Origin of the sequence: Actinomadura sp. NBRC 104425 (assembly GCF_030269545.1) — a bacterium.
In the GTDB taxonomy this organism is placed as follows: domain Bacteria; phylum Actinomycetota; class Actinomycetes; order Streptosporangiales; family Streptosporangiaceae; genus Spirillospora; species Spirillospora keratinilytica.
In genome coordinates this window covers 176,601-201,801 of the sequence record NZ_BSTN01000001.1, presented here as the reverse complement: position 1 = coordinate 201,801, position 25,201 = coordinate 176,601, and the positions used below count along the sequence as shown (strand labels likewise).

At 70.1% G+C, this 25,201-nt stretch carries 24 protein-coding genes; 19 read left to right on the top strand and 5 right to left on the bottom strand.

Going from position 1 to position 25,201, the window contains the following annotated elements; genetic code table 11:
* Window positions 1-72 precede the first annotated feature (72 nt).
* The 3 genes from QSK22_RS00965 (at window position 73) to QSK22_RS00955 (ending at window position 2,700) form a co-directional block, all read left to right on the top strand.
* On the top strand, window positions 73-312 hold the full coding sequence (locus QSK22_RS00965) for a hypothetical protein (protein WP_285491956.1): 240 nt from the start codon (window positions 73-75) through the stop codon (window positions 310-312).
* Window positions 313-479: 167 nt separating this feature from the next.
* Window positions 480-1,955, top strand: a complete 1,476-nt coding sequence (locus QSK22_RS00960) for an OmpA family protein (protein ID WP_285491955.1) — start codon at window positions 480-482, stop codon at window positions 1,953-1,955.
* A 127-nt stretch (window positions 1,956-2,082) separates the two neighbouring features.
* Entirely contained in the window at window positions 2,083-2,700 is a 618-nt protein-coding gene (locus QSK22_RS00955; RefSeq protein WP_285491954.1) for a hypothetical protein, read from the top strand.
* Window positions 2,701-2,768: 68 nt separating this feature from the next.
* Here QSK22_RS00955 and QSK22_RS00950 read toward each other — a convergent pair whose 3' ends face one another.
* Together QSK22_RS00950 and QSK22_RS00945 are read right to left on the bottom strand one after the other, a co-directional pair.
* Window positions 2,769-3,398, bottom strand: coding sequence for a hypothetical protein (locus tag QSK22_RS00950; protein WP_285491953.1), 630 nt, complete (start codon window positions 3,396-3,398; stop codon window positions 2,769-2,771).
* Window positions 3,399-3,418: 20 nt separating this feature from the next.
* On the bottom strand, window positions 3,419-3,619 hold the full coding sequence (locus QSK22_RS00945) for a hypothetical protein (RefSeq protein WP_285491952.1): 201 nt from the start codon (window positions 3,617-3,619) through the stop codon (window positions 3,419-3,421).
* Between the two features lie 510 nt (window positions 3,620-4,129).
* On the opposite strand from QSK22_RS00945, the gene QSK22_RS00940 reads away from it, so the two are divergent.
* The 4 genes from QSK22_RS00940 to QSK22_RS00925 are packed head-to-tail and all read left to right on the top strand — an operon-like array spanning window position 4,130 to window position 7,201.
* The gene (locus QSK22_RS00940) at window positions 4,130-5,827 is read left to right on the top strand and encodes a hypothetical protein (RefSeq protein ID WP_285491951.1); all 1,698 of its coding nucleotides are present in this window, start codon (window positions 4,130-4,132) and stop codon (window positions 5,825-5,827) included.
* A gap of 25 nt (window positions 5,828-5,852) precedes the next feature.
* The gene (locus QSK22_RS00935; protein ID WP_285491950.1) at window positions 5,853-6,221 is read left to right on the top strand and encodes a hypothetical protein; all 369 of its coding nucleotides are present in this window, start codon (window positions 5,853-5,855) and stop codon (window positions 6,219-6,221) included.
* Entirely contained in the window at window positions 6,222-6,632 is a 411-nt protein-coding gene (locus QSK22_RS00930) for a DUF3592 domain-containing protein (RefSeq protein WP_285491949.1), read from the top strand.
* Window positions 6,620-7,201 carry a hypothetical protein gene (locus QSK22_RS00925; protein WP_285491948.1) on the top strand — a complete coding sequence of 194 codons (582 nt, stop codon included), beginning with the start codon at window positions 6,620-6,622 and terminating at the stop codon, window positions 7,199-7,201. The genes QSK22_RS00930 and QSK22_RS00925 overlap by 13 nt, the downstream gene beginning before the upstream one ends.
* Window positions 7,202-7,314: 113 nt before the next feature.
* On the opposite strand, the gene QSK22_RS00920 is transcribed toward QSK22_RS00925, so the two are convergent.
* Window positions 7,315-8,466, bottom strand: coding sequence for a C40 family peptidase (locus QSK22_RS00920; protein WP_285492377.1), 1,152 nt, complete (start codon window positions 8,464-8,466; stop codon window positions 7,315-7,317).
* Window positions 8,467-8,920: 454 nt separating this feature from the next.
* On the opposite strand from QSK22_RS00920, the gene QSK22_RS00915 reads away from it, so the two are divergent.
* From QSK22_RS00915 to QSK22_RS00880, 8 genes are all read left to right on the top strand, one after another.
* The gene (locus QSK22_RS00915) at window positions 8,921-10,501 is read left to right on the top strand and encodes a hypothetical protein (protein ID WP_285491947.1); all 1,581 of its coding nucleotides are present in this window, start codon (window positions 8,921-8,923) and stop codon (window positions 10,499-10,501) included.
* Window positions 10,474-11,046, top strand: coding sequence for a hypothetical protein (locus QSK22_RS00910; protein WP_285491946.1), 573 nt, complete (start codon window positions 10,474-10,476; stop codon window positions 11,044-11,046). The genes QSK22_RS00915 and QSK22_RS00910 overlap by 28 nt, the downstream gene beginning before the upstream one ends.
* A 43-nt stretch (window positions 11,047-11,089) precedes the next feature.
* A complete protein-coding gene (locus QSK22_RS00905; RefSeq protein WP_285491945.1) occupies window positions 11,090-11,497 on the top strand; it encodes a hypothetical protein in 408 nt (135 codons plus the stop codon).
* Entirely contained in the window at window positions 11,494-11,991 is a 498-nt protein-coding gene (locus QSK22_RS00900) for a DUF3592 domain-containing protein (protein ID WP_285491944.1), read from the top strand. The genes QSK22_RS00905 and QSK22_RS00900 overlap by 4 nt, the downstream gene beginning before the upstream one ends.
* 36 nt (window positions 11,992-12,027) lie before the next feature.
* Complete coding sequence (locus QSK22_RS00895) at window positions 12,028-12,162, top strand: hypothetical protein (RefSeq protein WP_285491943.1); 135 nt, start codon at window positions 12,028-12,030, stop codon at window positions 12,160-12,162.
* A 465-nt stretch (window positions 12,163-12,627) separates the two neighbouring features.
* Window positions 12,628-14,103 (top strand): hypothetical protein, encoded by a 1,476-nt coding sequence (locus QSK22_RS00890; protein WP_285491942.1) that lies wholly within the window; start codon window positions 12,628-12,630, stop codon window positions 14,101-14,103.
* A 121-nt stretch (window positions 14,104-14,224) separates the two neighbouring features.
* Window positions 14,225-15,232, top strand: a complete 1,008-nt coding sequence (locus tag QSK22_RS00885) for a phosphatase PAP2 family protein (RefSeq protein WP_285491941.1) — start codon at window positions 14,225-14,227, stop codon at window positions 15,230-15,232.
* Entirely contained in the window at window positions 15,229-16,524 is a 1,296-nt protein-coding gene (locus QSK22_RS00880; RefSeq protein ID WP_285491940.1) for a glycosyltransferase 87 family protein, read from the top strand. Before QSK22_RS00885 ends, QSK22_RS00880 begins: the two co-directional genes overlap by 4 nt.
* Here the strand turns inward: QSK22_RS00880 and QSK22_RS00875 are convergent.
* Window positions 16,497-18,026: a DUF2079 domain-containing protein gene (locus QSK22_RS00875; RefSeq protein ID WP_285491939.1), complete on the bottom strand. Its 1,530-nt coding sequence runs from the start codon at window positions 18,024-18,026 to the stop codon at window positions 16,497-16,499. The two genes, QSK22_RS00880 and QSK22_RS00875, sit on opposite strands and share 28 nt — an antisense overlap.
* A 268-nt stretch (window positions 18,027-18,294) precedes the next feature.
* Here QSK22_RS00875 and QSK22_RS00870 point away from each other — a divergent pair, with 268 nt between their 5' ends.
* A complete protein-coding gene (locus tag QSK22_RS00870) occupies window positions 18,295-18,810 on the top strand; it encodes a prepilin peptidase (protein WP_285491938.1) in 516 nt (171 codons plus the stop codon).
* 24 nt (window positions 18,811-18,834) lie between these two features.
* On the opposite strand, the gene QSK22_RS00865 is transcribed toward QSK22_RS00870, so the two are convergent.
* Entirely contained in the window at window positions 18,835-20,907 is a 2,073-nt protein-coding gene (locus QSK22_RS00865; RefSeq protein WP_285491937.1) for an LCP family glycopolymer transferase, read from the bottom strand.
* 461 nt (window positions 20,908-21,368) lie between these two features.
* Here QSK22_RS00865 and sdhC point away from each other — a divergent pair, with 461 nt between their 5' ends.
* The 3 genes from sdhC to QSK22_RS00850 all read left to right on the top strand — a co-directional run bounded on the left by sdhC (window position 21,369) and on the right by QSK22_RS00850 (window position 25,055).
* Window positions 21,369-22,199 (top strand): succinate dehydrogenase subunit SdhC, encoded by an 831-nt coding sequence (gene sdhC, locus QSK22_RS00860; RefSeq protein WP_285491936.1) that lies wholly within the window; start codon window positions 21,369-21,371, stop codon window positions 22,197-22,199.
* Between the two features lie 139 nt (window positions 22,200-22,338).
* A complete protein-coding gene (locus QSK22_RS00855; RefSeq protein ID WP_285491935.1) occupies window positions 22,339-24,288 on the top strand; it encodes a fumarate reductase/succinate dehydrogenase flavoprotein subunit in 1,950 nt (649 codons plus the stop codon).
* Window positions 24,285-25,055, top strand: coding sequence for a succinate dehydrogenase/fumarate reductase iron-sulfur subunit (locus tag QSK22_RS00850; protein WP_285491934.1), 771 nt, complete (start codon window positions 24,285-24,287; stop codon window positions 25,053-25,055). Before QSK22_RS00855 ends, QSK22_RS00850 begins: the two co-directional genes overlap by 4 nt.
* The last annotated feature ends 146 nt before the right edge of the window (window positions 25,056-25,201 follow it).

The following is a 25,201-nucleotide window of genomic DNA, read 5'->3' as shown; positions in this document are numbered from 1 at the left end:
CCCTGGGGCGAATGGCGTCGGCTGCCTACATTTTTCTAGTAGATGGGGAGATCGAAAACGCGGGAGAAAACCATGGCGCCTCTGCGGGACGCAAGCATTCGGGTCGCTGCGTTCATCACCGCCTATACCACCCGTGGCGACCGGGACCGCGGCGAAGGTCCGGTTTCCTACCTCGCGGTGATCTTGCTGATCGCTGCGATCGCCCTCGCGGTCAGCCAGAGCAAGGTCGGCACGACCATCGCCAACGGCATTTCCAACGCGGTCTGGCGCGTCTGGAACAACGGCCTCGGCGGCGGCGGCGGATCCAGCTGACCTCGTTGCCGGGCAAGGTCGAATACCGCCCGCACGGGGGGACGGGAATCCCGTCCCCCCGTGCGGGCTTTTCTCATGTCAAGTAGGATTTCTTCCGGCCAGGGGTCGCGAAGGGAGACTGGCGAGTGAAAAGCGCCGTGACGGGGCGAGGACGGTACGCGGCGGGTGTGGTCGCCGCGGCCATGGTGCTCAGCGCCTGCAGTTCTTCCGGCGGATCTGAGGGCGGCAAGCAGTCGCCATCGGCTTCTCCGACGTCCGGTTCGCAGAGCGGCGGGGAGAGGGTGCTGCAGACCCAGCCCTACCTGCCGACCGGCGAGGTCAAGTTCGACCTGCTGGCTTTGGACCGGGTGTCGGATCAGGTGGTGGTCGCCAAGTTGCGAGCGCGCAACACCACCAGGTCGACTGTCTCCCTCGGCCGGATCATGGTCCCGACGGCCCGCAAGGATGCCGGCGAGAACTTCGATTCGGATTCGGTCGGTGGGATGGCGCTGCTGGACGGCGTGAACATGCGCCTCTACCATCCCTATGTCCAACCCGGCCGCAAATGTCTGTGCACCAAGTCGTTCGGCGGCTTCCTCACGCTTCCCGCGAATGGAACGCTGACGTTGCACGCGGCGTTCCCCGCGCCGCCCGCCGAGGTGTCGCGGTTGGGCCTGATCGTGCCGGGGGTGTTGCCCTTCACCGACGTCCCGGTCGGCAACCGCACCGGGGTCAAGATCGACATCGACGAGAACAACCGCGGCGTCGACCCCGTCACGGCGCAGAAGGGGCCGACGCGGATCCTGCCGGTGACGACCATCACCCAGAACAACGTCGGCTTCGAGGAGGACGACGGCACCAACCTGAACGTGAACATCTCGACCGACGTGCTGTTCGCGGTGAACAAGGCCGACCTCAACGCCGAGGCCCAGGCGACGCTGCGCGAGGTCTCCCAAAAGATCCAGAACTCTCCCGGCAACACGGTCACGATCGAGGGGCATGCCGACAGCACCGGCAACGACGCCATCAACCAGCCGCTGTCGGAGCGCCGCGCCAAGAGCGTGGAGAACGCGCTGAAGCAGATGGTGACCAGGCAGGGCATCACCTACCGATCCCAGGGCTTTGGATCCAAGCGCCCCATCGCCTCCAACAGCACCGAGGAGGGACGCAGAAAGAACCGCCGGGTCGTCATCTCGTTCGCCCGGCCCAAGCCCGCTCCGGCGCAGACTCCCAGCGCTTCGGCCGCGCCCGCACCCGGCAGCACGCTGAACCCCAAGAGCGGCCCCAAAGGCACGTCCATCCATGTGGACGAGCTGCACCGCGACTCCAACGGCTTCACCACCGTGTCCTTCACCCTGCGCAACGACGGCGACCAAACGGCCTACGCCGGCACCATGTTCACCGCGCCGGCTGAGGACGGCTACATCCTCGAGGGCACGAGTGCCGTTTCGCTGGTGTCGGGCGATCGCCGGTTCCGCGCCGTGCGCGACGGTGACGGATACGCGATCGGTCCGCGGTTCGCAACCATGACCCCTGATGTGCCCTTGGTCGTCAAGGGGGAGCAGCTCCGCCTGTACACGATGATCAAGGTGCCCTCGGACGTCACGACGGTCACCCTGGAGATCCCCGGGTACGAGAAGGCCGAGAACCTCACGATCAACTGATCCGCTCGCCCGGGGTCGGGAGCGTCAATACGCTCCCGACCCCGGGATCTTTTTCGCGTGCTCTTGGGGCCGGAAATGGGTCTGCGGGCCCCATACAGAACCTACGGTCCGGATATATACGTGGTGGGTGCGTTACTTTCCCCGCCTTTTTCTACTGGGCGCCGTCCTCGGGGGACTGGTGTGGTGGTCCCCCTGGCAGGGCCTCGTGGACGCCATGAGCGTCGCCGACGGCTACCGGATCTACCGGGGCGACGACTACCGCCTCGCCTACCCGGAGAACTGGCAGATCCGCACCGGTACGAACGCGGAAGGGCACGACTACGTCGAGTTCAACGGCCCGGCGACGCCCGAGGGGGCGTACTCCGGGCAGGTGCGCGTCATCCGTCAGGACGGCTGGAACCATCGCCTGCAGGACAAGCTCACGCAGTTCCAGACGGCCGCCGCCGTCCAGCACTACCAGATCGTCGGTTCCCGTACGGTGACGATAGAGGGGGCCGCCGAGGCGCACCGCTTCGAGGTGGTGCGCAAGATCAAGGCCCTGTCCGGCGCCTCCGTCAGCATGCGGGGCTCGGAGACGTTCGCCGTCTCCGAAGACGGGGTGCTGCTGGCCATCACCGCGGAGGCCCCCGAAAAGCAGCAGACGCAGGAGCAGCTGCCGCGCGTTCTCGACACCGTGAAGATCAGCGGGAAGAACCGGTTCGCCGAGCAGGGCTGGGACCCGCGGAACTGGTTCGACCTCTTCTGACCGCCTCGCCGGGTGCGGTCTCGCGCCGGTCAGGCCGCACCCGGGCGCTCGACCGTCGCGGACGCCGGTCAGTCGATGATCAGGTGTTCCAGGCGCTCGACGATGAAGGCGCCGTAGCCGAACGGGACGGACGCCCGCTTGATCTCGGCGTAGAAGTCCTTCGGTATCGGTGCATCGTGCGTTACCGCGAAGCGGAGGAAGAAGCGCAGGGACAGTTCCGGCAGGCCCGCCCGTATCAGATCCTCAAGGGCCTGCCGCAGGAATTGCTCATCGGCCGGCTCGCCCAGAAAATTCGTGACGATTGAGAAACGCCGCACGACCCGTGCCACCGGTTCCGTCACTTCGGGGCGGAAGTCCTGTGCTCCTTCGGCCGAGACGCGGACGCCCGCCGCGTCCAGCTTCGGGGTGAGAATTTCGATCATCCGCTGGAACCACCGGCGGCCGTCCCGTCCTTCGGCTGTGACGGCGTGGTAGCCGTCGGTGGCGGATGTCCAGAGCGCCGCGAGCTGTTCGCCGGTCAGCGGCGACTCGGCCAGCAGCGTCGCGTCGTGCACGCACTGCTCGATGACTGGGACGGGGTTTTCGTCTCGCACGAACATGAGGAGTTCGTCGGACGTCGGGTGGCGCGACCACCACGCTTGGTGAAAGTAGCCCCCCGCGAGCGCGGTGATGCCGAAGTCGTCCGACCTGTCTTCCATGCCGTCACCACTCGCCGAGATCAGGGGACCGGATAGGCTGTGAAAATATACCGGCCCGGCTTGTGCTTGGGACTTTGCGTGCGGTGCAGAATGATCTTGAGATTGTTCCCCGCCGGGTTGATGTCGCCGTTCTTGGGCGCGATGTCGCCCAGCGAGCCGTTTCCGTACTGCTGCACCGGAAGTTCCAGCGTCGCCGCCCGTTCGGGCCTTCCTTGAGCCACCGCTGGATCATCGGCTGCAGCTTCGGGTCGGCCATGGCGGCGTCGATCGTCGCCTGCGCGGTCGCCTTGTCCTTCCAGCGGCCCGCCGCGCCCTGGGTGTTGCCGGGTCTCTCGCGCGGGCGATGAGGTCTTGGTCGCTGATGTCGATGTGCTGATTGATCGTGTGGCCCGGCCGGTGAGGGCCGGGGCGCTGCCCGCGCGGCGGTTCCTCGTGCAGGTCCAGGTCCGTGCAGTTGTGCACCAGCAGGTTGGCGCCGCCCGCTGCGCGTTCCGGGCCCGCCAGGTCCTGCTAGGCGCGGCTCAGCGCTTCCTGCGCCGCGCGGTACTCCTGGGCCTCGGGGGAGTTGTCGTCCGGAAGAGGGCCGTCGCCGGGCGAGGGCCCGAAAACGGCAGGGGCGAGTACGTCGCACTGGACGACCGGCGCGATAGGGCCCAGGGACCACCATTGGGCCCGATATTGGGCCTAGGGACTCACGCGCATTGGGACAAACAGATCATAACGTTCGCGATGTGCTGTCAGGTGGCCGTCAGGTTAATCGAGCCGGAAGGACCCGTGAACTCGGCGAGGGCCCGGTCAGCTATATCGTTGTGATCTCCTTGATCGCGGCGGTGGTGCTGGCGCTCGGGCTGTCCGGCATCGGCGGCACGGTGGCCAACCGCATCTACCTGGCCGTCTGCAAGGTCATGGAGGCCGGCGGGCTGGTCGATAGCTGCGCCAACAGCGACGGACGCCCTGAGGCCCGCGGCACGCCGACTGGCGGTCCCTCGCCGTCAATCACTTCCACTCCGTCCGGACCGGGCACCCCCGGCCCCTCCGACAGCCCAGGGCCGTCCGACAGTCCGAGCCCCAGCCCGTCTCCGAGTTCACCGGTTCGCCCGGTCAAGCGCCCCGAGCCGGTCTGCACGGCCGACGGCACTGCCGGCTACGACGACATCACGGTGGTGGTGCCGCTGCGTTTCGTCAACGTGCGCGGCAGCGTCCGGGTCTTCTACTCGATGGCGAAAATCGTCACCCCCGGCAAGCCCGACCGGTGGACGGTGGCGCTGGGAGCCTTCGGCGAGGGCGGAGCGCAGGCCCCCGAGATCCCTCTTAACAAAGGCCCGTTGAGTGGCGGTATCAACGGTTTGTGGGGCGGCCTCAACATCACCGGCGCGCAGTACTACACCTTCGACAACGAGAAGGATGCCCGGGAATTCCCCGCACGGTACGCCGCGGAACACGCCAAGTTCATCGCGCGCCACCATCCTGCGGTCGCCCCTCTGATGAGGGTGCCGTTTCTGGGGGGCATGCTGAGGGATCTGCTCAAGCCCAGAAAGCTGCCGGCCCCCGTTCGCTGGTCGGTGGAGGCCGGACCGGCGGGCGGCTTCACCCCCAAGCTGAAGATCGGCGGCTTCGACTTCTCGGCCGCCACCCGCTACTGGTCGCTGTCCGGTGTGCAGCGCGACAAGGACGGCAACACGATCCTGAACATGCGCGACAAGATCTTGACCGATCCGACCCTCACCTTCGACCTGACCAAGCTGCCCAAGCAGGTCACGCAGCGGGGGGCCGAGGCCGTGCTGAAGGAGCTGGAGGTGGCCGGGAAGGCCAAGTTCGGGCCCTACTTCGAGATCCCCGATAAACTGCGCGACTACATCAACAGGAGCCTGGCCAACGGGGTCAAGACCGGGGTCACCGTCGAACTCATCGGCCAGAACGAGTACCAGTACGTGGTGGACAAGAACGGGAACCCGGTCAAGTTCACCCGGAATGTGCTGACGTCGTGGACGCTGCGCGGCCGGGAGAACGTGACGCTCGGCGGCGGCAAGGGCAAGACGGAGATTCCTCTGACCCGCCAGATTCCGCTGGACGGCGGGCGCCAGGTCACCAGCTACTCCCTGGACCTGTCCGACCCCCAGAACCGCAATGTCGCCACCGGCGTGTTCGCGACCGGGATGCTCACCCAGAAGACCGCAGGAAGCGCGATATTCACCGAGTACACCCCGTTCGGACAGCAGATGGACGACCTTCTGCGGACCAGGGGCACCAACACCCGGACGACGTACGACGAAAGCGTCCGCGGGCGGTCGGCTGGGCTGGAGGGTCTCGGCAGGCTGGGCGGCGGGGCGATACGTTACGACGGAGAGGACAGCCAGACGACACTGACCAAGGCCGAGATCTGGCGGGACGGTTTCGGGTGGGTGCCATGGAACGAGTGTCATCGCTGATCGGCGGGGCGCGGTGAGTTCCCCGGTGCGGGCCGTCGCCCTGGGGGCGGTGGTCATGGCCGCCACCCTCGTGGTGCTCATGATCGGCGTCGTGGTGATCAGCTTCTTTCCCGCCGAAACGCTGCTGAGCGAGGGATTCTTCTGGGGGTACACGGTGGCGGGCGGGCTGGTGCTGGCTCTGGGCGCGGCCGTTGGGGGCGCGCTGGCAGCCGGACGGGCGCGGCCCCTGCTGGGGCCGGTCGGGCCGCTGGCGGTGGTGTCGCTGGTCGCCGTCCCGTCGCTGTTCGGCGAGGACTGGGTCGCGGGCATCTTCTACCTTGTGGCGACCCTGGTGGGCAGCGTCGCGGGAGCGTTCGGCTCCGCCCGGTTCGGCACGCGCGGGGGACGGCCGTAGATGCTGGAGACCTTCTTCAAGATCCTGGCCGTGGTGATGGGCCCGGCGCTTGTGGTGTCGGCTCCGCTCGTACTGGTGCGGCGGTTGCGCTTTCGCAGGTCGGCCGTGCCGACACACGGTGTGGTGGTCGGCAGCCGGGCGGAACGCACGCATGACGGCAGCGTCGGGTCCTACGAGCTGGAGGTCCGCTACCGTGTCCCGGACGGCCGGGAGTTCACGTTCCGGGAGAGCGGCCAGAGCCGTCACGATGACGGTGCCGTCGTGCGGGTGCTGTACGACCCGTCCCGGCCCGAGCGTGCCCGACTGGAGTTCACCTCCACCCACGCCTGGGTGGAGGCGGCCGTCATGGCGGTGCTGGGCGCCGTCGTCACCTGGCTGGTCATCTTCGTGTGGCAGCCGTGGTCGCAGTGAAGTCGCAGAAGGGTGGTCCGGTGGTACGGCTGACCGCGCTGGCGTGCTCCTTGCTGGTGGCGCTCGCGGGGTGCTCCGGGGAGGAGGAGCCTCCCAAGCCCCCGGCAGGGTTCACCACCTACAAGGGCGACGTCTACACCTTCGTGCATCCGCAGGGCTGGAGCGTCACCCACGACAAGGACGACCGCGGCGCTCCGCTGGTGGAGGCCCATGGGCCGGTGGGTGCCAATGGCGCGTACCGGGGGCAGGTCATCGTGTCGCGCACCGACCGCTTCGGCGGGAGCATGGACGCCATGAAGGCGCAGGCGCGCGGGCTGAACCAGCTCAGCGGCCGCCGGATCGTGCGCGAGGGCGACGCGAAGGTGCCCGGGGCCGAGGAGGCGTGGCGTCTGGAGACCGCGTACGAGGAGAAGACCTCCACCGGCGCCACGGCCCGGGTGCGCAGCATCGACATCTACGCGCTGACCAGCGGGGGGACGATGCTCGACCTCACCGTGCGCGCCTCGCAGGAGGAGTTCGACGCGGCGGGGATGCCCAAGGTCGTGTCCTCGTTCTGGGTGCGCCCCTGAGGCGCCCGCGCCCTCGCCAAGCCTGAGCCCCCAGGTCGCAAGTGCCGGCCTGCCGGGGCGCGGCGTCCGTCATGCGGCCGGACGCCGCGTCCGGGTGCAGCCCACGAGCGCCGTCACCCGAACCGCACCGCGCCGTAGAAGCCTCGGCCGGCCAGGGTCGACTCCCTGACGACGGCACCGGTATGTGGTGCCTCGATAAATCTGCCTCCGCCCGCATATATCCCGATATGGCCGGGATTGGGGAGGACGAGGTCGCCCGGCTGTAGCTCGCTCTGCGAGACCCTGCGCCCGCGCGGGTCGTTGAGCTGCGACAGCGTGTAGTGCGGAAGCGTGATCCGGCCTCCGGACGCCTGGTAGACCGCGTACAGGGTCAGGCCGCTGCAGTCGAAGCCCACGATGTTGGCGCCGCTGTAGCCGCCGGGGGAGCAGCAGATGCCCCGGCTCGGGCCGGCCGGGGTGCCCCCGCCCCAGGAGTAGGGGGTGCCGAGCCAGCAGCGCGCCCAGGCGATGACGCGGTGCCCGAACGGCATGCTGGGGTCGGGCTGCTTGTCCTTGGCGCACTCGCCCTTGACATAGGGGCCGGACAGGGCGTACAGGCCGTTGTCGGGCATCCCGGTGTACTTGACCGGGTCCTCCTTGCCCACCAGCCGAATCTTGAACAGCCGGACGACCCGGTCGCGCGGGGCGGCGCCCTGGGTGGCGCTCCACACCCGGACGTTGTCGCACCACAGCTCGTCGAAGAACGGTGCCTCCTCGGAGCCGCGGCCGCCGGTGTTGCGGTACTCGCAGTCGGGCAGGCGCAGCTCGGCGATCGCCTCGGCCGTGCCGCGGCCTTTGATGATGCCCGTGCGGCCGCGGTTGTCGGTGCACAGGTTGCGCCGGTTGGCGAGGTCCTCGCGGTCCTTGGCGGTCAGCTCGTCCTCTTTCTTGATGACGCAGTCCTTGGTCTGCACGGACACCTTCATGGTGTGGCCGAGCGCTCCGGACACCTTGACCTTGCCGACCAGCTCGGCGTCGTTGCGTCCGGCGTACTTGCGGGCCGCCTCGGCGAAGGGGGTGTCGTCGTCGTCGACGTCGTCGGCGATCGTCCACAGGCCGATGCCGCTGGGCAGCTGCCCGCTGCGGGCGGCGTTGAGCACGGCGTCCCGCATCGGGGTGACCGCGGCGATGGCGGCGGCGTCCGCGGCGGTCTGCCCGTGGGAGCGCAGGTCGTTGGCACGGGCGACCTGAATGGCCATCAGGGTCAGGCCGAACGCGCACACCATCGCGAGCAAGAGGATGATCTGCGTCGAGCCTTCGTCTCGGCTGAGCGCACGCCATCGTCCAGCTCTCACCGTGTCCCCCAGTCGAGTCGAGACCACATGTGATCACACCAGGACCGGTGAGAACTCTAAAGACGCGGACACCGCGAAGAAAGGGCCCGGGGGCCCAAAAAAGCCCGGTTCGTGGGCGCGGCGGTGCGTCCGGAGCCCGGCAGCCCCCTGGACGCGGCCCCGCGCGGCGCCCCGCCGGCGGTCCGGATACTGTCGGCGGCGATCGCGGCGCATATCCTTCCGGCCCCGCCCCGGGAGCCGATGTTAATTCTCGGACAACGGCCCGGAAATGAAAAGTTACGGCCGGGTTGCGGTTTTTGTTTGGGTCTGGAAATGGGCCCGCAGGCTCAATTAAAACCGGTCTTTCGGTGGCATTTTGGCGGCCGTGCGCGAATGGAGCCGGGGTGTGGCGGCGCGGACGGCCGGGCGCCGCGACGCGGGCGAGGGGCCGATCAGCTATATGGTGGTGGTGCTGCTGTGCGCGGCGCTGGCGCTGGCGTTGGCGCTGTCGGGTGTCAGCGGCCGGGTCGCCTCCGACATCGCGGCCGCGGTCTGCCGGGTCATCCAGGTGGCGGGGCTCGTCCAGGACTGCCGGACGCCGAACCGCGACGGCCAGCAGGCCCAGCGCGACCCCGACGAGCCGACCAGTGGCTGCGTCCCCTACATGGAGAGCCACTACCTGGAGGAGACGGTCGGCATCCCCGTGCGCTACGTCGATGTCCGCACCAACAGCCGCGGCACCCTGCAGCTCATCGAACGCGTCGGGCCGGACGGCAAGCGCACATGGGAGGTCGTGGACTTCACCTGGGGCGAGGGCGGGGTCGGCACCCCCGACGGCCTGAGCGCCGGCCCGGTCGGCGGCGGGCTCTGGGGCGGCCTGTCCATCACCAACGGGAAGGTGTACGGCGGCTTCACCAGCGAGCGCGAGGCCCGCCGGTTCTTCGACGACCTGCGCGAACACCGCATCGGCAGCGACATCAAGTTCACCCTGCGGACCAACCCCATCACCGGCGGCTTCGTGTGGCTCGGCAGCAAGCTGCCGTGGATCGGCGACGACATCGACGACTTCATGGGCGGCAGCGAACCGGACCGCAAGCCGACCGAGGAGTACATGGACGGCGGCCTGACCGGCGGCTTCCGCGCGGACCTGAACCTCAGCGTCGGACCCGCCAAGCTGAAGCTGCCGTTCAAGGGCCGCGGCTGGCTGCTCACCGGGACCCGCGTCAACAACACCAACGGGCAGACCACGCACTACTTCACCCAGCGCGGCGAGTTCGAGGCGGCGGTGCAGATCGATGTGAGCCAACTGGTGCGGACGCTGCCCGCGTCGGTCCGGCGGCAGGTGCAGCAGGGCTTGGACGAGGGCGTCGACGTGGTCCTCGACATGATCGAGCGCCAGCTGCGCAGCCAGTACGGCAACGGCTTCGTCCTGCTGCCCGACCAGCGCGCGCAGATGAAGGCGCAGATCAAGCTCAACCCGAGCGTCGGGTTCAACTACAAGCACCGCGGCGGCACGCAGTGGGGCGTCACCTACGACCGCAACGGCAACATCGTGGGGATCAGCCAGGTGCAGAACGGCCAGGACATCGTCTACGTCCGGGCCGACGGCAAGTTCGAGGGGAAGAACAGCATCGGCGACAAGACCCAGATCTCCGCGGGCGGCCAGTGGATCCTGTTCGCCCAGCGCACCGTGACGCAGAAGAACCTGGACTACTCCTCGGCCGAGGACCGCGCCGTCATCGACCGGTACCTGCGGGACGGCGACGACGACGCCGTCGAACAGGCGTGGGAGGACGGCGCCGGGACCATGAGCCGGCTGACCTACGACAACACCGGCGACACCTCCAAGCTGGAGGGCCGCGGCTCCACCCCCCGGCGCCGCCTGGGCTTCATCGAGATCGGACGCGAGACCGAACGGGCCTCGCTGCAGAGCGCGCACTACTACAAGGAGGGACAGGGATGGGTGCCCTGGCAGCGCTGCCGGTGAGGTGTGCGACGCTGGCGGCGGCCCTGCTCGCCTGCACCGTGCTGGCGGGATGCGGCGGCGGGGAGCGGCCGCGCGTCCCTGCGGGGTACACCGAGTACCGCACCGGCGAGTACTCGTTCGCCTACCCCAGCGGATGGCAGCGCCGCGACGACAAGGACGAGTACGGCCGTCCCACGCTGCTGTTCATGGGGCCGCGGCTGCCCTCCGGCGCCGTCGACGGCCAGATCCACGTGGGGCGCATCGCCGACTACCGGCACGACCTGGACGTCCAGCTCGGCCAGTTCCGCGCGCTGGCCACGATGCACCGCTACCGGCTGACCGCCGACCGGCGGATCGAGATCGACGGCGCGAAGCGCGCCCACCGCTTCGAGGCGACCTACGAAATGCAGGACCAGAGCGGCGCGAGCGTCCCGTTCACGCTGCTGGGTCTTTACGCGCTCACCGACGACGGCGTTCTTCTGGAATTCATGCTGCGTTCACCGCAGAACGGTGCCGCGCGTTCCCGGCTGCCGGTGATATTCGATTCCTTCCGGCTGGATCACTAGCCCGATCGGTATGACCGGCACGACCGGAGACGGAGTTTTTTCGGTGCGGTCTCGAAGCGGTCCGGGGACCGTCCTGCTGGGCGGCCTCGTCACCCTGGCGGGCGCGGCGGCGGCCGCGGTCGCCGTCACCGTCGTCGCGGTCGCGGCGCCCGGTGCCGTGGTGGGCCCGGGCTTCTACTGGACGTCGTCGGCCGCCGCGGTGGTGCTGCACGGCGTCCTCGGGCTGGTCGGGGGGCGGATCGCGGCCCGCCGGCTGGACGGCCCCGGCGACGGAGCGGCGAGGTTCCACCTGCTGGTGTGCGCCGGGCCCGTGCTGGCCACCGTCGTGACGCAGGCCGGCGCGCTGGGCGACGGCCGCGCACCGGTCGCGCTGGCGGCGCTCGGCGCCGCCTGCGTCGGCGCCCTGACCGGCGGCTGGTCGGTCGCCCGCCGATCCCGCACGGTGCCGTGACCGGCGGCGTGTTCCGCGGACGGCGGCGCCGCCTGCTGCTCCTGGCCGCCCTCGTCGTCGCGCTGCTGGTGCTGTTCGACGCGTTGTCGGGTGCGCTGTCGCTGGTGCCCGACGGGTGGCTGCGGACGGCGGTGCTGGTCGTGGGAGGCCCCGGGCTCGTCCTGGCCGCGCCCGTCTCGCTCGTGGCCGCCTTCCGGTTCCGTGGACGCGCCGAGGTCACCGAGGGCGTCGTGGAGACGTGCTCGGACGCCTTCGACGAGTACGACCTGACGATCCGCTTCACCGACCTGGACGCGCGCGAGCGGGTGTTCACCGCCCACAGCAACCTGCGTCGGCCCCCGGGACGTCGCGTGCGCGTCATGTACGACGCCCGCGATCCCTCCGACGCGCGCCTGTACGCCCACCCCGTGACCGAGATCGCGGCCGCCGTGCTGATGTTCGCCATGGGCGTCGTGATGTGCTTCCTGCTGTGGGGCGGCCACCTGAGTGGTTGACGGCCCACTGTCCGGTTTGGGGTCGATCTTGGGTCTGTGGGCTCACGCGTGAAGATCGGCGCCAACCTCGCGATCTCCACCACCGACCGGGCCGCGCAGGACGCGCAGTACCTCGGCGCGCCCACCGCCAAGGGCAGGCGGATCTACAGCAACCTTGAGGCGTGCCGGTGAACCGATGCCCGGCGGTGCGGAGCAGCGATGATCAAACCTGTGGTCGGTGTGCTGTTCGGCCTGTTCGTCTGCGGTGCGGGCGTGTGGGCGCTGGCCGAGCGGGTGCGGCTGCAGCTGCGCGGCGCCCGCGCCCCCGGCGTGGTCGTCGGGCGGACGGACGCGGTGGGCACCGGGCCCGGGATCGCCGGCCGCTCCGGGGTGTTCCGGTTCCGCACCCCCGACGGTCCGCGTGGAGCGGGTTCGCGGCGGCCCTCGCCGGGACCGCGGGCGGCTGAAATTTGCTGCGCGCGGCCCGCCGCCTGCTCCGTGCGGTGCGCCGCCTGCGCTCGACCGGCTGAGCCGGGGAAGGCGGTTGGGTCCCGGGGCCCTGGAGTCCGGACGGCCGCCCCACTAGGGTCCGGCCTACACCGGGACGGACGACGGGGCAGGGGACCTTCCCACCACCAACGGGAGAAACGCGGTCAGGTGAACACCTCCTACACCGACGAGAAAAATCCGCGCCCACACCCCGAGGAGACCGCACCCGCCGACACCGCCGCGGCCCGGTCCGCGTTCGCACGTGTCCGGACCGCGCTGATCTGGATCGTCCTGGGATGGACGGCGGGGCTCGAACAGCTCGACGACAACTCGTTCCTCACCCACCTGCGCACCGGACGCTGGATCCTCGAACACCACGGTGTGCCGCACTCCGACATCTACTCCTACACCGTCCCCGGCGCCGACTGGGTGGCGCAGTCCTGGCTGATGGAGGTCCTGTACGCGGGCCTCTACGAATCGGTGGGGCCGAACGGCATCCGAGTGCTGGGCGGGATACTCGGCGCGGCCTGCGCGTACCTGGCCTACCGGCTGGCCGTCCGGGCCTCCGGAGGCCGCGTCCGGACGGTGGTCGTGCTGGTTCCGGCACTGTTCGTCTCGACGCTGTACTGGGTGGAGCGGCCCCTGTTCGCAGGCATCCTGGCGTTCCTGGCGCTGCTGTGGATCGTCGAGATCCCGGACTCGGCGGCGGGCCGCCGCCCGCTGGTCGCGCTGCCGCCGCTGATGTGGCTGTGGGCCAACTGCCACGGCAGCTTCGCACTCGGGTTCGCCTACCTGGCCCTGCACCTGCTCGGCCGCTGGGCCGACGGGCACCGGCCCTGGCAGGGCCGGGAACGTCGGCTCCTGCAGGCGACCGTCCTGGCGTTCGCGGTCTGCTTCCTCAACCCGTACGGGGCCGGGCTGGTGCTGTTCCCCGTGGAGCTGCTGACCCACGGCGAGGCCCTCAAGTACGTCCAGGAGTGGAAGTCGCCCGACTTCCGCACGCTGACGGGTGCGGCCTTCGCCGTCTGGATCGCCGTCTTCGCCGCCGTGCTGGCGTTGGCCCGCAAACGCCCGACCAGGCGCGACGTCCTGGTGTCGCTGCCGTTCCTGCTGCTCGGCCTGTGGGCCCTGCGCAACGCGGCCGTCGCCCCCCTGGTCGGCCTGCCGATCGCCGCCCGGCTGCTGCCCGAGGCCCCGCCGCCCGTCCGCCGTCCCCGCCTGGACGTCGCGATGATCGCCGCGGTGGTGCTGCTCGCCGTCCCGCCGGCCCGGTCGGAACTGTCCCGGCCGTCGTTCGACCTGAGCAGGTACCCGGTCGCCGCGATGCGCACCGTCGAACAGCAGGGCCTGCTCGGGCGCCGCCTGTTCACCACGACCGGGTGGGCCGGCTACGTCATCCACCGGTACTGGCCGCGGCAGCGGGTATTCATGGACGACCGCTACGACATGTATCCGACCGAGTTCGCGGTGAACTTCCAGAAGGTGCGGTACGGCGACGCGCGCTGGCAGACGACGTTCGACCGGTACCGGGTGGAGGTCGTGGTGTGGGAGACGGGCACCGCGCTCACCGAGATCCTCACACAGAGCCCGTCGTGGCGGGTGCTGTACCGGGACCGCCTGGCAACCGTCCTCGTCCGCCGCTGACCACGTCCAACGGCCCGCAGGGCGGGTTCACACTGGGCCCGAGGGCCCAATGCCCGCGAACGGTGCTTTCAGGACCAAGGGCCCTCCGTTTCAACCCTCGGCGAGGTTAGCCTTGCGCGCCATGGGGAGCATGGCCGAGCCGGGCATCGATGCGGACGACCGGTCCGAGGCCCGCCGCTCCGGCCGCCGCACCATGCTCTCGCGCCTGTCCGCTCAGCTGACCGTCACCGCGCTGCTGCAGGCCCTGGCCCGGCTCACCGCGCTGGCCTTCCTGGTCGTCGTCGTGCTCGCGAGGCTGCCCCTCTGGCAGCCTGAATTGCTGTTCCTCCTGCTGCTGGCGGTGTTCACGCTGCTCGGCGAGGCGCGCGCCTACCTGACGCACTTCGGCCCGTTCGTCGGTCTGGTGGCCGTCTACGACTCCTTCCGTGCGATCGCCGACGACCTCAGCGGCAACGTGCACGTGCACGAGATGATCAAAGTGGACGAGTGGCTGTTCGGCGGGACGCTGCCGACGGTCTGGCTCCAGTCGCACCTGTGGGACGGGCAGGTCGGCTGGTTCGACTATTACCTCTACCTGCTCTACATCCTGCACTTCCCGATGCCCGCCGTGCTGGCGCTCTACCTGTGGCGGCGGCGTCCCGCGCTTTACCGCCCGTTCGTTGTGAGCCTGCTGGTCCTGTCGTTCTCGGCGTTTCTCACGTATGCGGCCTTCCCCGCGGCGCCGCCGTGGATGGCATCCGAACAGGGGGCCATCCCACCCGTCGACAGGATCGCCGGGGACGTCTGGGCGTCCCTGGGCGTGCACAGCTACAGCTCGATCTACGACCGCATCTCGCCCAATCCGGTAGCGGCGGTGCCCTCGCTTCACGCCGCATACCCCACGCTGTTCCTGCTGTTCATGGGCCGATGCTTCGGTTGGCGGCGCGTCTGGTGGCTGAGCCTCTACCCGATTTCGGTCTGGTTGGGCATCGTCTACTTCGCCGAGCACTACGTCATCGACTTCATCCTGGGAACCCTCTACGCGACCGCCGCCTACGAGGTGACGATGCTGCTGTTCGCCCGCCTGCGTCGACGCCGCTCCCGAGGGAAGCCCGCCGGGGACGCGCGCGCGGAGGCCGCGACAGGATGACCGACGACGCCGGTTCGGAGGTCTCCGTGCGCGCCCCTGAGGGCTCGGCCACCGCGCCCGAGGCCGGGGGCGCGACGACGCTCCGGTGGACGGCCCGCCCCGGCCGGCGCTGGGCCGGCGACCGGTTCATCTGGGCATGGGTGCTGACCCGGCTGCTCATGCTGGCCATCTGCTTTTCGCCCGGCTACCCGCTGCGCAGCACCATAAGCGACGTGGTGCTCTACCACGAGTGGGGCCCCGCCCTCGCCGAAGGGCGGTTCCCCGGCGACGACGCGCGCTGGCAGTACCCGCCGCTGGCGGTTTTGCCGCTCCTACTGCCCAGGGTGCTGGGCGGCCAGTACGGGATCACCTTCATGCTGTGCGCGCTGGCCGCCGACCTGGCGATCCTGTGCCTGCTGCGGAGCAAGGACCGTGCACCGGCGGGGGCGTGGTGCTGGATCACCGGGATCTTCCTGCTCGGCCCGATCTGCCTGTTCCGCTTCGACCTCTTCGTCACCATCCCGGTCGTGGCGGCGCTGCTCTGGCCCGGCCGCCACCGCCTGTTCGGCGTTCTGATGGCGGTGGGCGCGCTGATGAAGGCGTGGCCGGTGGCGCTGGCGTTCGCGCTGCGCCGCGACCGCACGGCGGTCCGCGTGGCCGTCGCGTGCGCCGCGACCGGGGCGCTGGTCGCGGGCGCGGTCACGATCGCGGGCGACGGAGTGTGGAGCTTCCTGCGGGCCCAGCGCGACCGCGGTGCGGAGATCGAGGCCGTGGCCGCCACCCCGATCAACGTGGCGCGCTTGTTCGGCTGGACGGGGGAGGTCCGCTACCAGTACGGGTCCTGGGAGCTCGTCGGGCCGGGGGTGGGCGCCGCCGTCGCGGCGAGCTTGGTGATCACCGTCGTCGGCCTGGTGTTGCTCGCGGTGCCGGTGCTGCGCCGCGACCCGCGGGAGTGGACCCCGGCCGCGGGCGCCGACGCCGTCCTGGCCGGTGTCCTGGTCCTGGTGGTGGGCGGCCGGGTGCTGTCGCCGCAGTACCTGATCTGGGTGCTGGGCGTCGCCGCGGCGTGCCTGGCGACTGCGGGTTCCCGGCAGCGGCTCCCGGCAGCGATGGTCCTGGCGGCGGCCGCGCTGACGCACCTTGGATACCCCATCCTGTGGAGGCTGCTCAACGAAGGCAGGTTCCTGCCGAACGCCGTGCTGACCCTTCGCAATGCGCTTCTGGTGGCGGCCGCGGTGCTCGCCGTGCGGGCCGTGTGGCGGCGGCCGCGCAAGGACACGCCCCGTCAGGGCGCGGCGGCCGTGCGCCGGTAGAGCACCACGCCGTCGTCCTCGGCCACCTTGGTGAATCCCTGTGATGGCAGCGCCCGCAGGGCGCCGTGCACCTGTTCGGCCGTCGGCGGCCACAGCCCCGCCCGCGCCGCGCTCTCCTGGTTCACCGACTTGTGCGGGATCGTTTTGACCCGTGTGTCCGTCACCACCCAGTCGACCCGTTCGCCGTGCAAGGGCGGGAAGATCACCACCCGGCACCGGCCGGTGAGGTGCGGCGCCAGGGAGTTCCCGGCCGCCACCGCCGCGCCGTCGGGCACCATCGCCAGCAGGCGCCGCCCCGCCGCGGAGTGCGGGGTGTCGGCGTAGTTTTGCGGATTGGTGATCCCCCACGGGGTCGGATGCATCATGAGCGCGAAAATGCCGGGGAAGACGATGGCGGTCCGCCGCCATAGCCGCATGCGCAGCCGCCCGTCCGCCATCATCGCGGGAAGCACCTCGATCAGCGCCACGAACAGAATCGGCATCAGCACCGCGTTGTAATGGACCCGGCCGACCTCCCAGTGCACCGGATTGGTCGACACCAGCCGGGAAAGCAGTACGGGAACGGCGATGAGCGCCAGCGGGGTGCGCACCGCGGCGCCTCCCGTGAGCAACAGCAGCAATGTCAGCAGGACGAGCTTGCGCGGCTGCTCGACGAGCCCTGCGGGGAACGACAGCGCCAGCGACCACAGGTTTTTGTCCGGATCGAGATAGACCGAATAGCTGAACCGCCCGTCGTTGAAGAACGGCAGGACCACCTTGACCGTCAGCACCACCGCGGCCAGTCCGGCGACGACCAGCGCGGCGCCCGCCCGGCGCCGCCCCCGCCACAGCAGATATCCGCCGATCGCCGCGACGATGAGCCCCATGTCCTCCTTGACCAGCAGCAACGGCAGCGTCCACGCCACCGCCGCGCGCCAGCGCCGCTCCACCAGCGCCACCATTGCAAGCGCCAGCAGCGGAACGGCGAAGGCGATCTCGTGGAAATCGAATCCCAACGCGCCCTGGATTCCCCAGGAAAGCGCGTAGCAGGCCGCCAGCCACAGGCCGACGCCGACGCCGAGCCGGACGATCGCCAGCCGGGCGACGGGCACGATGGAAAGGGCGATGAGCAGGGCCTGCGCCACCAGCAGGGTCTGCGCGCCCGGCCAGATCCGGTAGAAGGGCGCCAGCGTCACCAGAATCGGATGGAAGTGGTCGCCCAGCACATGGACGTCCGGCCCTTTGAGGGGAATGATCGGCGCCTGGAACCGGGAGTAGGCGCGCACCGCCTGCTCGAAGATCCCGAGATCGTACCCGGAGGTCCGCAGCAGGTAATGCCGGCGCAGCGAGTAGCCCGCATAGAGCACGAAGAATGCCAGCGCGATCGCGTACGCCGACCGGCGGGCGAGTTTCTCCCGGGCGCCCCCGGCGGACTCCGCCTCCGCCGAATTCTTCGCGGATTCCTCCGTGGGGACGTCATTTCGCGTCGCCGTGGACGCTTCCCCCCGATTATCTCCGGACATAAAGCCGACCTTATCTGCGTGCGACCGTGCGGGACAAGGCGGCCCTGTCCCGCTGCAGCGCATTCTCCGCGCCATTCCCGCCGAATGCGCGGCGACCGCCCGGCGCCGGGCCTGTGATCGGGGCTTGGGAGGGGGAACGGAAAGATGGGAGGATGCGCGGGTGAGCAGCGACGCGTCAGTTGAATCCCCTACCGGTGAATCCCCTGCCGGGAGCGCCTGGTCCCTGCGCGCGGACTGGACGGAACCGGTCCGGCGGCGGCCGGTTCCGGTGGTCCTCGCCGGGGTCGTCGCCCTGGCGCTGCTGGTCTGGCGGATCGGCCTGCGGCCCGATCTCGTCGCGTTCGCCTACCTGGCCTGCGTCGGCACCGTGCTCGGCACCGTCGACATCGCCCTGCGCCGCCTCCCCGACCCCCTGACGCTGCCGTCCTACCCCATCGGTGCGGCGCTGCTGGGGGCGGCGGCGCCGTTCACCGACGACGGCGGCGACCGGTTCGTGGACGCCCTCATCGGGTGCGGCGTCCTGTGGGGGCTGTTCGCCCTCCAATGGGTGGTGCTGCCCCGCGCGCTCGGCCTCGGGGACGTGAAAATGTCGGGCGTGATCGGCCTGTACCTGGGGTGGCTGGGCTCCGACGCTTGGATGTTCGGCTTCCTGGCCATGTTCGTCTTCGGCGGCCTTTACTCGATCGCCCTCATCGTGCTCCGTCGCGCCGCCCGCGGCGCGACGATCCCGTTCGGCCCGTTCATGCTCCTCGGGACGCTCGCCGGCGTGCTCGTGCACGCCTGACGCCGCCGGAGCCGCCCGCTCCCGTCACGTGCACAGGTTCTTGCCCGCCTCGACCCCGCCGGTGATCTTGTCGATGGCGGGCGGGGCGAGGCGGACGCCGTTCGTGCCGACGACGAGCGTGACCCGGTCGGCGGGGGCGGAGGCGTCGGCGGTCAGCACGCCGTTGGGGACGGCGGCGGCCAGCGCGGACGCCTGGGCCTCGGCGGACGAGTGGTAGACGATGCGGCTGTCCGCCGCCTTCGGGCGCTTGTCGATCTTCTTGTCCACGTCGAACCCGCGGTTCTTCAGCTGCCGCGCGACGCGCTCGACGTTCTTGCCGCCCGCGTCCACCACCGTCACCTTCACGTCCTTGGGCTCGGGCGTCGCGGGCCGCGGCGCCGCCGGCTGCTCGGCGGGCAGCTCGCTGTCGTGCCGTATCGCCTCGAACAGCGGCTTGGCCAGCTCCTCGTTCCACTGGACGCGGTTGGGATCGGGGGCGTAGCGCTCCACCGGCACCGTGACGAACCGCACCTGGCCCGCGCTCATCCCGCGCACGCCCTCGGCCAGCTTCCGCATGGTCGACAGGTCCAGGCCGTCGTCGGTGGTGACCGACTCGGTGACGGCCTTGAGGAACTTGTAGGTCTTGGCCGGGTCGGTCAGCACCTCGCTGCTGGTGGCCTTGTCGACCACCGACGCCATGAACCGCTGCTGCCGTTCGATACGTTCCAGATCCGAACCGTTGCCCAGGCTGTAGCGGGCGCGCACGTAGCCGAGGGCCTCCTCGCCCTTGACGGTCTGCTTCCCGGCCTTCAGCACCAGTTCGGCGCGAGGGTCGTTGACGGGCCGGTCGACGCAGATCTCCACGCCGCCCAGCGCGTCCACCACCCGTTTGAACCCGGCGAAGTCCACCTGCACGAAGTGGTCGATGTGGATGCCGGTCAGCTTCTCCAGCGTCTTCCAGGTGCAGGTCGGCCCGGCGAACGCGAACGCGGAGTTGAGCATGCCGAACCGGCCCGGGACGGTGCCGCCCTTCTCCTTCTTGCATTCGGGGATCTGCACCATCGAGTCGCGGGGGAAGCTGATGCCCACGGCCTGGTCCCGGTTGGGCGACAGGTGCAGCAGGATCGCGGTGTCCGACCGCGCCCCCGTCATGCCCGCGGCCGCCCCGTAGCGGGCGTTGTCCCCTTCGCGGCTGTCGGACCCGAGGAGCAGGATGTTCAGCGACTTGTTCAGCTTCTTGGGACGGTCGGTGCCGAGCTGCTCCTCGGTGATGTCCTTCTTCTCGATGCCGCCCATCAGGTCGGCGTAGAGCCAGCCCGCCCCGATCGCCGCCACCGCCACCAGCGCCGTCGCGCCCACGGCGACCCGCCGCCACACCCGACGCCGCCTTTGACGCCGCCCATCGCCTCCGCCCGGACCGCCGTCTTCCGGACCGTCGGCCGCCTTCTCCGCACCGCCTTCGACGTCACCGGCCGCATCGCCGCCTTCGGGCGCCCGGGTGCCGGAAGCATCCTCGCCGGCCGGTGCCCGGTCACCAGCCGTGCCGCTGCTCTCGGCCGCCTTGTCGTCGGCCGCCTTGCCGTCGGACGTGGTGTTGTCGGTGCCCTGTGGAGCGTCACCCGTGGCGCCGGCCGTTGCCGTGGCCGTCTTCTTTGCATCGCCCTGGGCGTCACCGGCCGCATCGCCGCCTTCGGGCGCCCGGGTGCCGGAAGCATCCTCGCTGGCCGGTGCCCGGTCACCAGCCGTGCCGCTGCTCTCGGCCGCCTTGTCGTCGGCCGCCTTGCCGTCGGACGTGGTGTTGTCGGTGCCCTGTGGAGCGTCACCCGCGGTACCGACCGTTGCGGTGGCCGTCTTCTTCGCATCGCCCTGGGCGTCACCGGCCGCATCGCCGCCCTCGGGCGCCCCGGCGTCGGGGGCCGCCTCACTGGCTGATGCCGGGTCAGTGGCTGTGCCGTCGCTCTCGGCCGCCGTGCTGTCGGCCGGTTTAGTGCCGGGCGTGGTCGTGCCGGTGCCCTGGGGGACGTCGTCCGTGGAGCTTGTGGCGCGGGTGGCGTCCGGGGCTTCGCTGGTGGCGGGGTCCTCCGCAAGGTGGTCGCGTCCGGGGTCGTTGTCGCTCATCGGTCCCGTTTCGGCAGGCCCTGCCTGGGCGTTGGGTTGTCAATGTCTGTCAGTCTAGGCAGGTACCGCGGATCTCAGCGTGTCGCAAACGGCGCGCGTCCCCAAACGGCCGCGCATTCGTGCGCCCGGCGACGGCCGGGGGCGGCGCCCGCCGCAGCGGCTCCGGTATGGCGGCGGGTGAGGGGGCGGTGACGCGATGCTTGTTCGCGCTTGTCTCGATTCCCGTGCGCCATAACTCCTGGTTATGGGTTCCTGAGATTGCGGTCCTCCGAAATGTGTGTCCCAGCTCACATGAAGGGGTGGCTGTTATGTATGTCACAGTGCCAGTGTGGTGGCGTAAGGTCGCCTGACCGGAAAGCGCGCACGAGGCGTCACCGCCTGTCGTGGCGAGGCGCGGCGGTCGCACGGGCGCGCGGCCCGCGGTACGGGGACCCGAAGACCCGAACTCAGGAGCGCGAGCGATGAGCACTGTGGAGGCGCCCGCCAAAGCGCGCGCCAAGATCAAGGAACGGACTCTCCGGCGGGACAACTGGCGCGTCTACCCGATCACCACGCTGGTGGTCTTCACGGCGTGGGTGGTGTACGCGACGATACGCGCGTTCTGGGGCGCGGCGTTCTTCGTGCCCGAGTACCACTACCTGACGCCGTTCTACTCGCCGTGCCTGAACGAGATCTGCAACAACGTCACGCAGAACGGGCACACGGCGGACGCGGCGGAGTTCGGCACCTTCCTGCCCGCCGTGACCAGGGGCTGGATCCCGTTCGCGGCGGTGTCCCTGCCGTTCCTGCTGCTGTTCCGGCTGACCTGCTACTACTACCGCAAGGCGTACTACCGGTCGTACTGGGCCTCGCCGCCCGCGTGCGCGGTGGCCGAGCCGCACACAAGGTACACCGGCGAGCGGCGGTTCCCGCTGATCGGGCAGAACCTGCACCGCTACTTCTGGATGGCCGCCGTGGTCATCTCGCTGATCAACACCTACGACGCGATCCGCGCCTTCCAGGGCTCCGACGGCGGGTTCGGCGTGGGGCTGGGCAGCCTCATCCTGCTCGTCAACGTGATCCTGCTGTGGGGCTACACGCTGTCGTGCCACTCCTGCCGGCACATCGTCGGCGGACGGCTGAAGAACTTCTCCAAGCACCCGGTGCGGTACTGGATGTGGCAGCAGGTCTCCAAGCTGAACCAGCGGCACGGCCAGTACGCGCTGATCACGTTGGGGTCGCTGGTGGTGGCCGACTTCTACGTGATGCTCGTGGCCAGCGGCACCATCTCCGACCTGCGGTTCATCAACTGAGGGTGGGCATGGTGCACAGCACGGGCACGGCCGCGCGGCGCCGCACCGGAGCGCAGCGGACGAGCGGGGAGCGCGCGCGGAGGAAGGGCGGCGCGGCGGCGCGCCGCCGAGGCGACCGGACGGGACCGGGGAGCAGGTCATGAGTGAGATCGAAAGGCACGCCTACGACGTCGTGGTGATCGGCGCGGGCGGGGCCGGGCTGCGCGCCGCGATCGAGGCCCGCATGCAGGGCAAGAAGACCGCGGTCATCTCCAAGTCGCTGTTCGGCAAGGCCCACACGGTGATGGCCGAGGGCGGCGCGGCGGCCGCGATGGGCAACGTCAACCCCAACGACAACTGGCAGGTCCACTTCCGCGACACCATGCGCGGGGGCAAGTTCCTCAACAACTGGCGTATGGCCGAGCTGCACGCCAAGGAGGCCCCCGACCGGGTGTGGGAGCTGGAGGCGTGGGGGGCGCTGTTCGACCGCACCAAGGACGGCAAGATCAGCCAGCGCAACTTCGGCGGGCACGAGTACCCGCGGCTGGCGCATGTCGGCGACCGCACCGGGCTGGAGCTGATCCGCACGCTGCAGCAGAAGGTCGTGGCGCTGCAGCAGGAGGACCACGCCGAGTTCGGCGACTACGAGGCCCGCATCAAGGTGTGGGCGGAGACGACCGTCACCCGGCTGCTGAAGGACGGCGACCGGATCTGCGGCGCGTTCGCCTACGTCCGCGAGACCGGCAGGTTCGTGGTGTTCGAGGCGCCCGCCGTGGTGCTGGCCACCGGCGGGATCGGCAAGGCGTTCAAGGTGACGTCCAACTCCTGGGAGTACACCGGGGACGGGCACGCGCTGGCGCTGCTGGCCGGGGCGACGCTGCTGAACATGGAGTTCGTCCAGTTCCACCCGACCGGGATGGTCTGGCCGCCGTCGGTGAAGGGCATCCTGGTCACCGAGTCGGTGCGCGGCGACCGGGGGATCCTGAAGAACTCCGAGGGCGAGCGGTTCATGTTCCGCTACATCCCCGAGGTCTTCAAGGACAAGTACGCCACCACTCCGGAGGAGGCGGACCGCTGGTACGACGACCCGGACAACAACCGGCGCCCGCCCGAGCTGCTGCCCCGCGACGAGGTGGCCCGCGCGATCAACGCCGAGGTGAAGGAGGGCCGCGGCTCACCGCACGGCGGGGTGTTCCTCACCGTGGTGGACCGCATGCCGGGCGGCGCCGAGGAGATCAAGCGGCGGCTGCCGTCGATGTACCACCAGTTCAAGGAGCTGGCCGACGTCGACATCACCACCGAGCCGATGGAGGTCGGCCCGACCTGCCACTACGTGATGGGCGGGGTGGAGGTCGACCCGGACACCGCCGCGGCGCTGGTGCCCGGCCTGTTCGCGGCGGGCGAGGTGGCCGGCGGCATGCACGGCTCCAACCGGCTGGGCGGCAACTCGCTGACCGACCTGCTGGTGTTCGGCCGCCGCGCCGGGCTCGGCGCCGCCGAGTACGTCGACTCGCTGGACGCCCGGCCGGCGGTCACCGAGGAGGCGGTCGAGGCGGCGGCCGCCGAGGCGCTGGCGCCGCTGGAGCGCAAGGGCGGCGAGAACCCGTACGCGGTGCATGCCGAACTGCAGCAGACGATGAACGACCTGGTCGGCATCATCCGCACCGAGGAGGAGCTCAAGCGGGCCCTGGAGGCGCTGGACAAGCTGCGCGAACGCGTCGGCAACGTCAGCGTCGAGCCGGTCGCGGTGAACGACGGGCGCGGCTACCACCCCGGCTGGCACCTGGCGCTGGACCTGCGCAACATGCTGCTGGTGTCGGAGGCGATCGCCAGGGCCGCGCTGGAGCGGCAGGAGAGCCGCGGCGGGCACACCCGCGACGACTACCCGCAGATGTCGGCCGAGTGGCGCAAGGTCAACCTGGTCGTCCGCCTGGCCGGGGACCCCGGCGATCCCCGCGTCGAGCTCAAGCGGCAGCCCATGGAACCGATGCGCGACGACCTGCTCGGGCTGTTCGAGACCGACGAGCTGAAGAAGTACCTCACCGCCGAGGAGCTGCCGGCCGAGGTCGGGGCCGCCGCCGGTGACGAGAGCGAGGAGGGCGACCGATGAGCTACGAGGCCAAGTTCCGGGTCTGGCGCGGCGACGCGGGCGAGGGCGAGCTGCGCGACTACACCGTCGAGGTCAACGAGGGCGAGGTCGTCCTCGACATCATCCACCGGCTGCAGGCCACCCAGGCGCCCGACCTGGCGGTGCGGTGGAACTGCAAGGCGGGCAAGTGCGGTTCGTGCTCGGCCGAGATCAACGGCATGCCGCGGCTGATGTGCATGACGCGGATGTCGACGTTCGCGCCGGACGAGACCGTCACCGTCACCCCGGTGCGCACCTTCCCGGTGATCCGCGACCTGGTCACCGACGTGTCGTTCAACTACGAGAAGGCGCGGCGGATCCCCTCGTTCGACCCGGGCGACACCAAGCCGGGCGAGTTCCGGATGCAGCAGGAGGACGTCGAGCGCTCGCAGGAGTTCCGAAAGTGCATCGAGTGCTTCCTGTGCAACAACGTCTGCCACGTCATCCGCGACCACGAGGAGAACAAGCCGTCCTTCGCCGGGCCGCGGTATTTGATGCGCATCGCCGAGCTGGAGATGCACCCGGCCGACACCGCCGACCGGCGCGCGATCGCGCAGGAGGACCACGGCCTCGGCTTCTGCAACATCACCAAGTGCTGCACCGAGGTCTGCCCCGAGCACATCAAGATCACTGACAATGCGCTGATCCCGATGAAGGAGCGGGTGGTCGGCCGCCGGTACGACCCGGTGGTCTGGCTCGGCTCCAAGCTCGGCATCGTCAAGAAGGGGCAGGACACCCCCTCGGCCTGACGTGCGGCGGGCCCGGGCGGCTCGGCCCGGCGAGGTCGGCGGGCGGCGTGCCCCCGTCGCCGCCGCCCGCCCGTGCCGCCGTTCACCGTGAACGTTCGCGCAGCGGCAACCTGGCCGCGCACACCGGGTCCGAGTCTGCCCCGCCG

Coding starts and splice junctions, on each gene's coding strand:
- QSK22_RS00920 (WP_285492377.1), bottom strand. CDS start 8,466: ATGGTGTGCGCGTTCGGCCTGACCCTGATGGCCATTCAGGTCGCCCGT.
- QSK22_RS00855 (WP_285491935.1), top strand. CDS start 22,339: ATGAGTGAGATCGAAAGGCACGCCTACGACGTCGTGGTGATCGGCGCG.
- QSK22_RS00875 (WP_285491939.1), bottom strand. CDS start 18,026: ATGTCCGGAGATAATCGGGGGGAAGCGTCCACGGCGACGCGAAATGAC.
- QSK22_RS00965 (WP_285491956.1), top strand. CDS start 73: ATGGCGCCTCTGCGGGACGCAAGCATTCGGGTCGCTGCGTTCATCACC.
- QSK22_RS00930 (WP_285491949.1), top strand. CDS start 6,222: ATGCTGGAGACCTTCTTCAAGATCCTGGCCGTGGTGATGGGCCCGGCG.
- QSK22_RS00885 (WP_285491941.1), top strand. CDS start 14,225: ATGGGGAGCATGGCCGAGCCGGGCATCGATGCGGACGACCGGTCCGAG.
- QSK22_RS00865 (WP_285491937.1), bottom strand. CDS start 20,907: ATGAGCGACAACGACCCCGGACGCGACCACCTTGCGGAGGACCCCGCC.
- sdhC (WP_285491936.1), top strand. CDS start 21,369: ATGAGCACTGTGGAGGCGCCCGCCAAAGCGCGCGCCAAGATCAAGGAA.
- QSK22_RS00950 (WP_285491953.1), bottom strand. CDS start 3,398: ATGGAAGACAGGTCGGACGACTTCGGCATCACCGCGCTCGCGGGGGGC.
- QSK22_RS00850 (WP_285491934.1), top strand. CDS start 24,285: ATGAGCTACGAGGCCAAGTTCCGGGTCTGGCGCGGCGACGCGGGCGAG.
- QSK22_RS00910 (WP_285491946.1), top strand. CDS start 10,474: ATGGGTGCCCTGGCAGCGCTGCCGGTGAGGTGTGCGACGCTGGCGGCG.
- QSK22_RS00880 (WP_285491940.1), top strand. CDS start 15,229: ATGACCGACGACGCCGGTTCGGAGGTCTCCGTGCGCGCCCCTGAGGGC.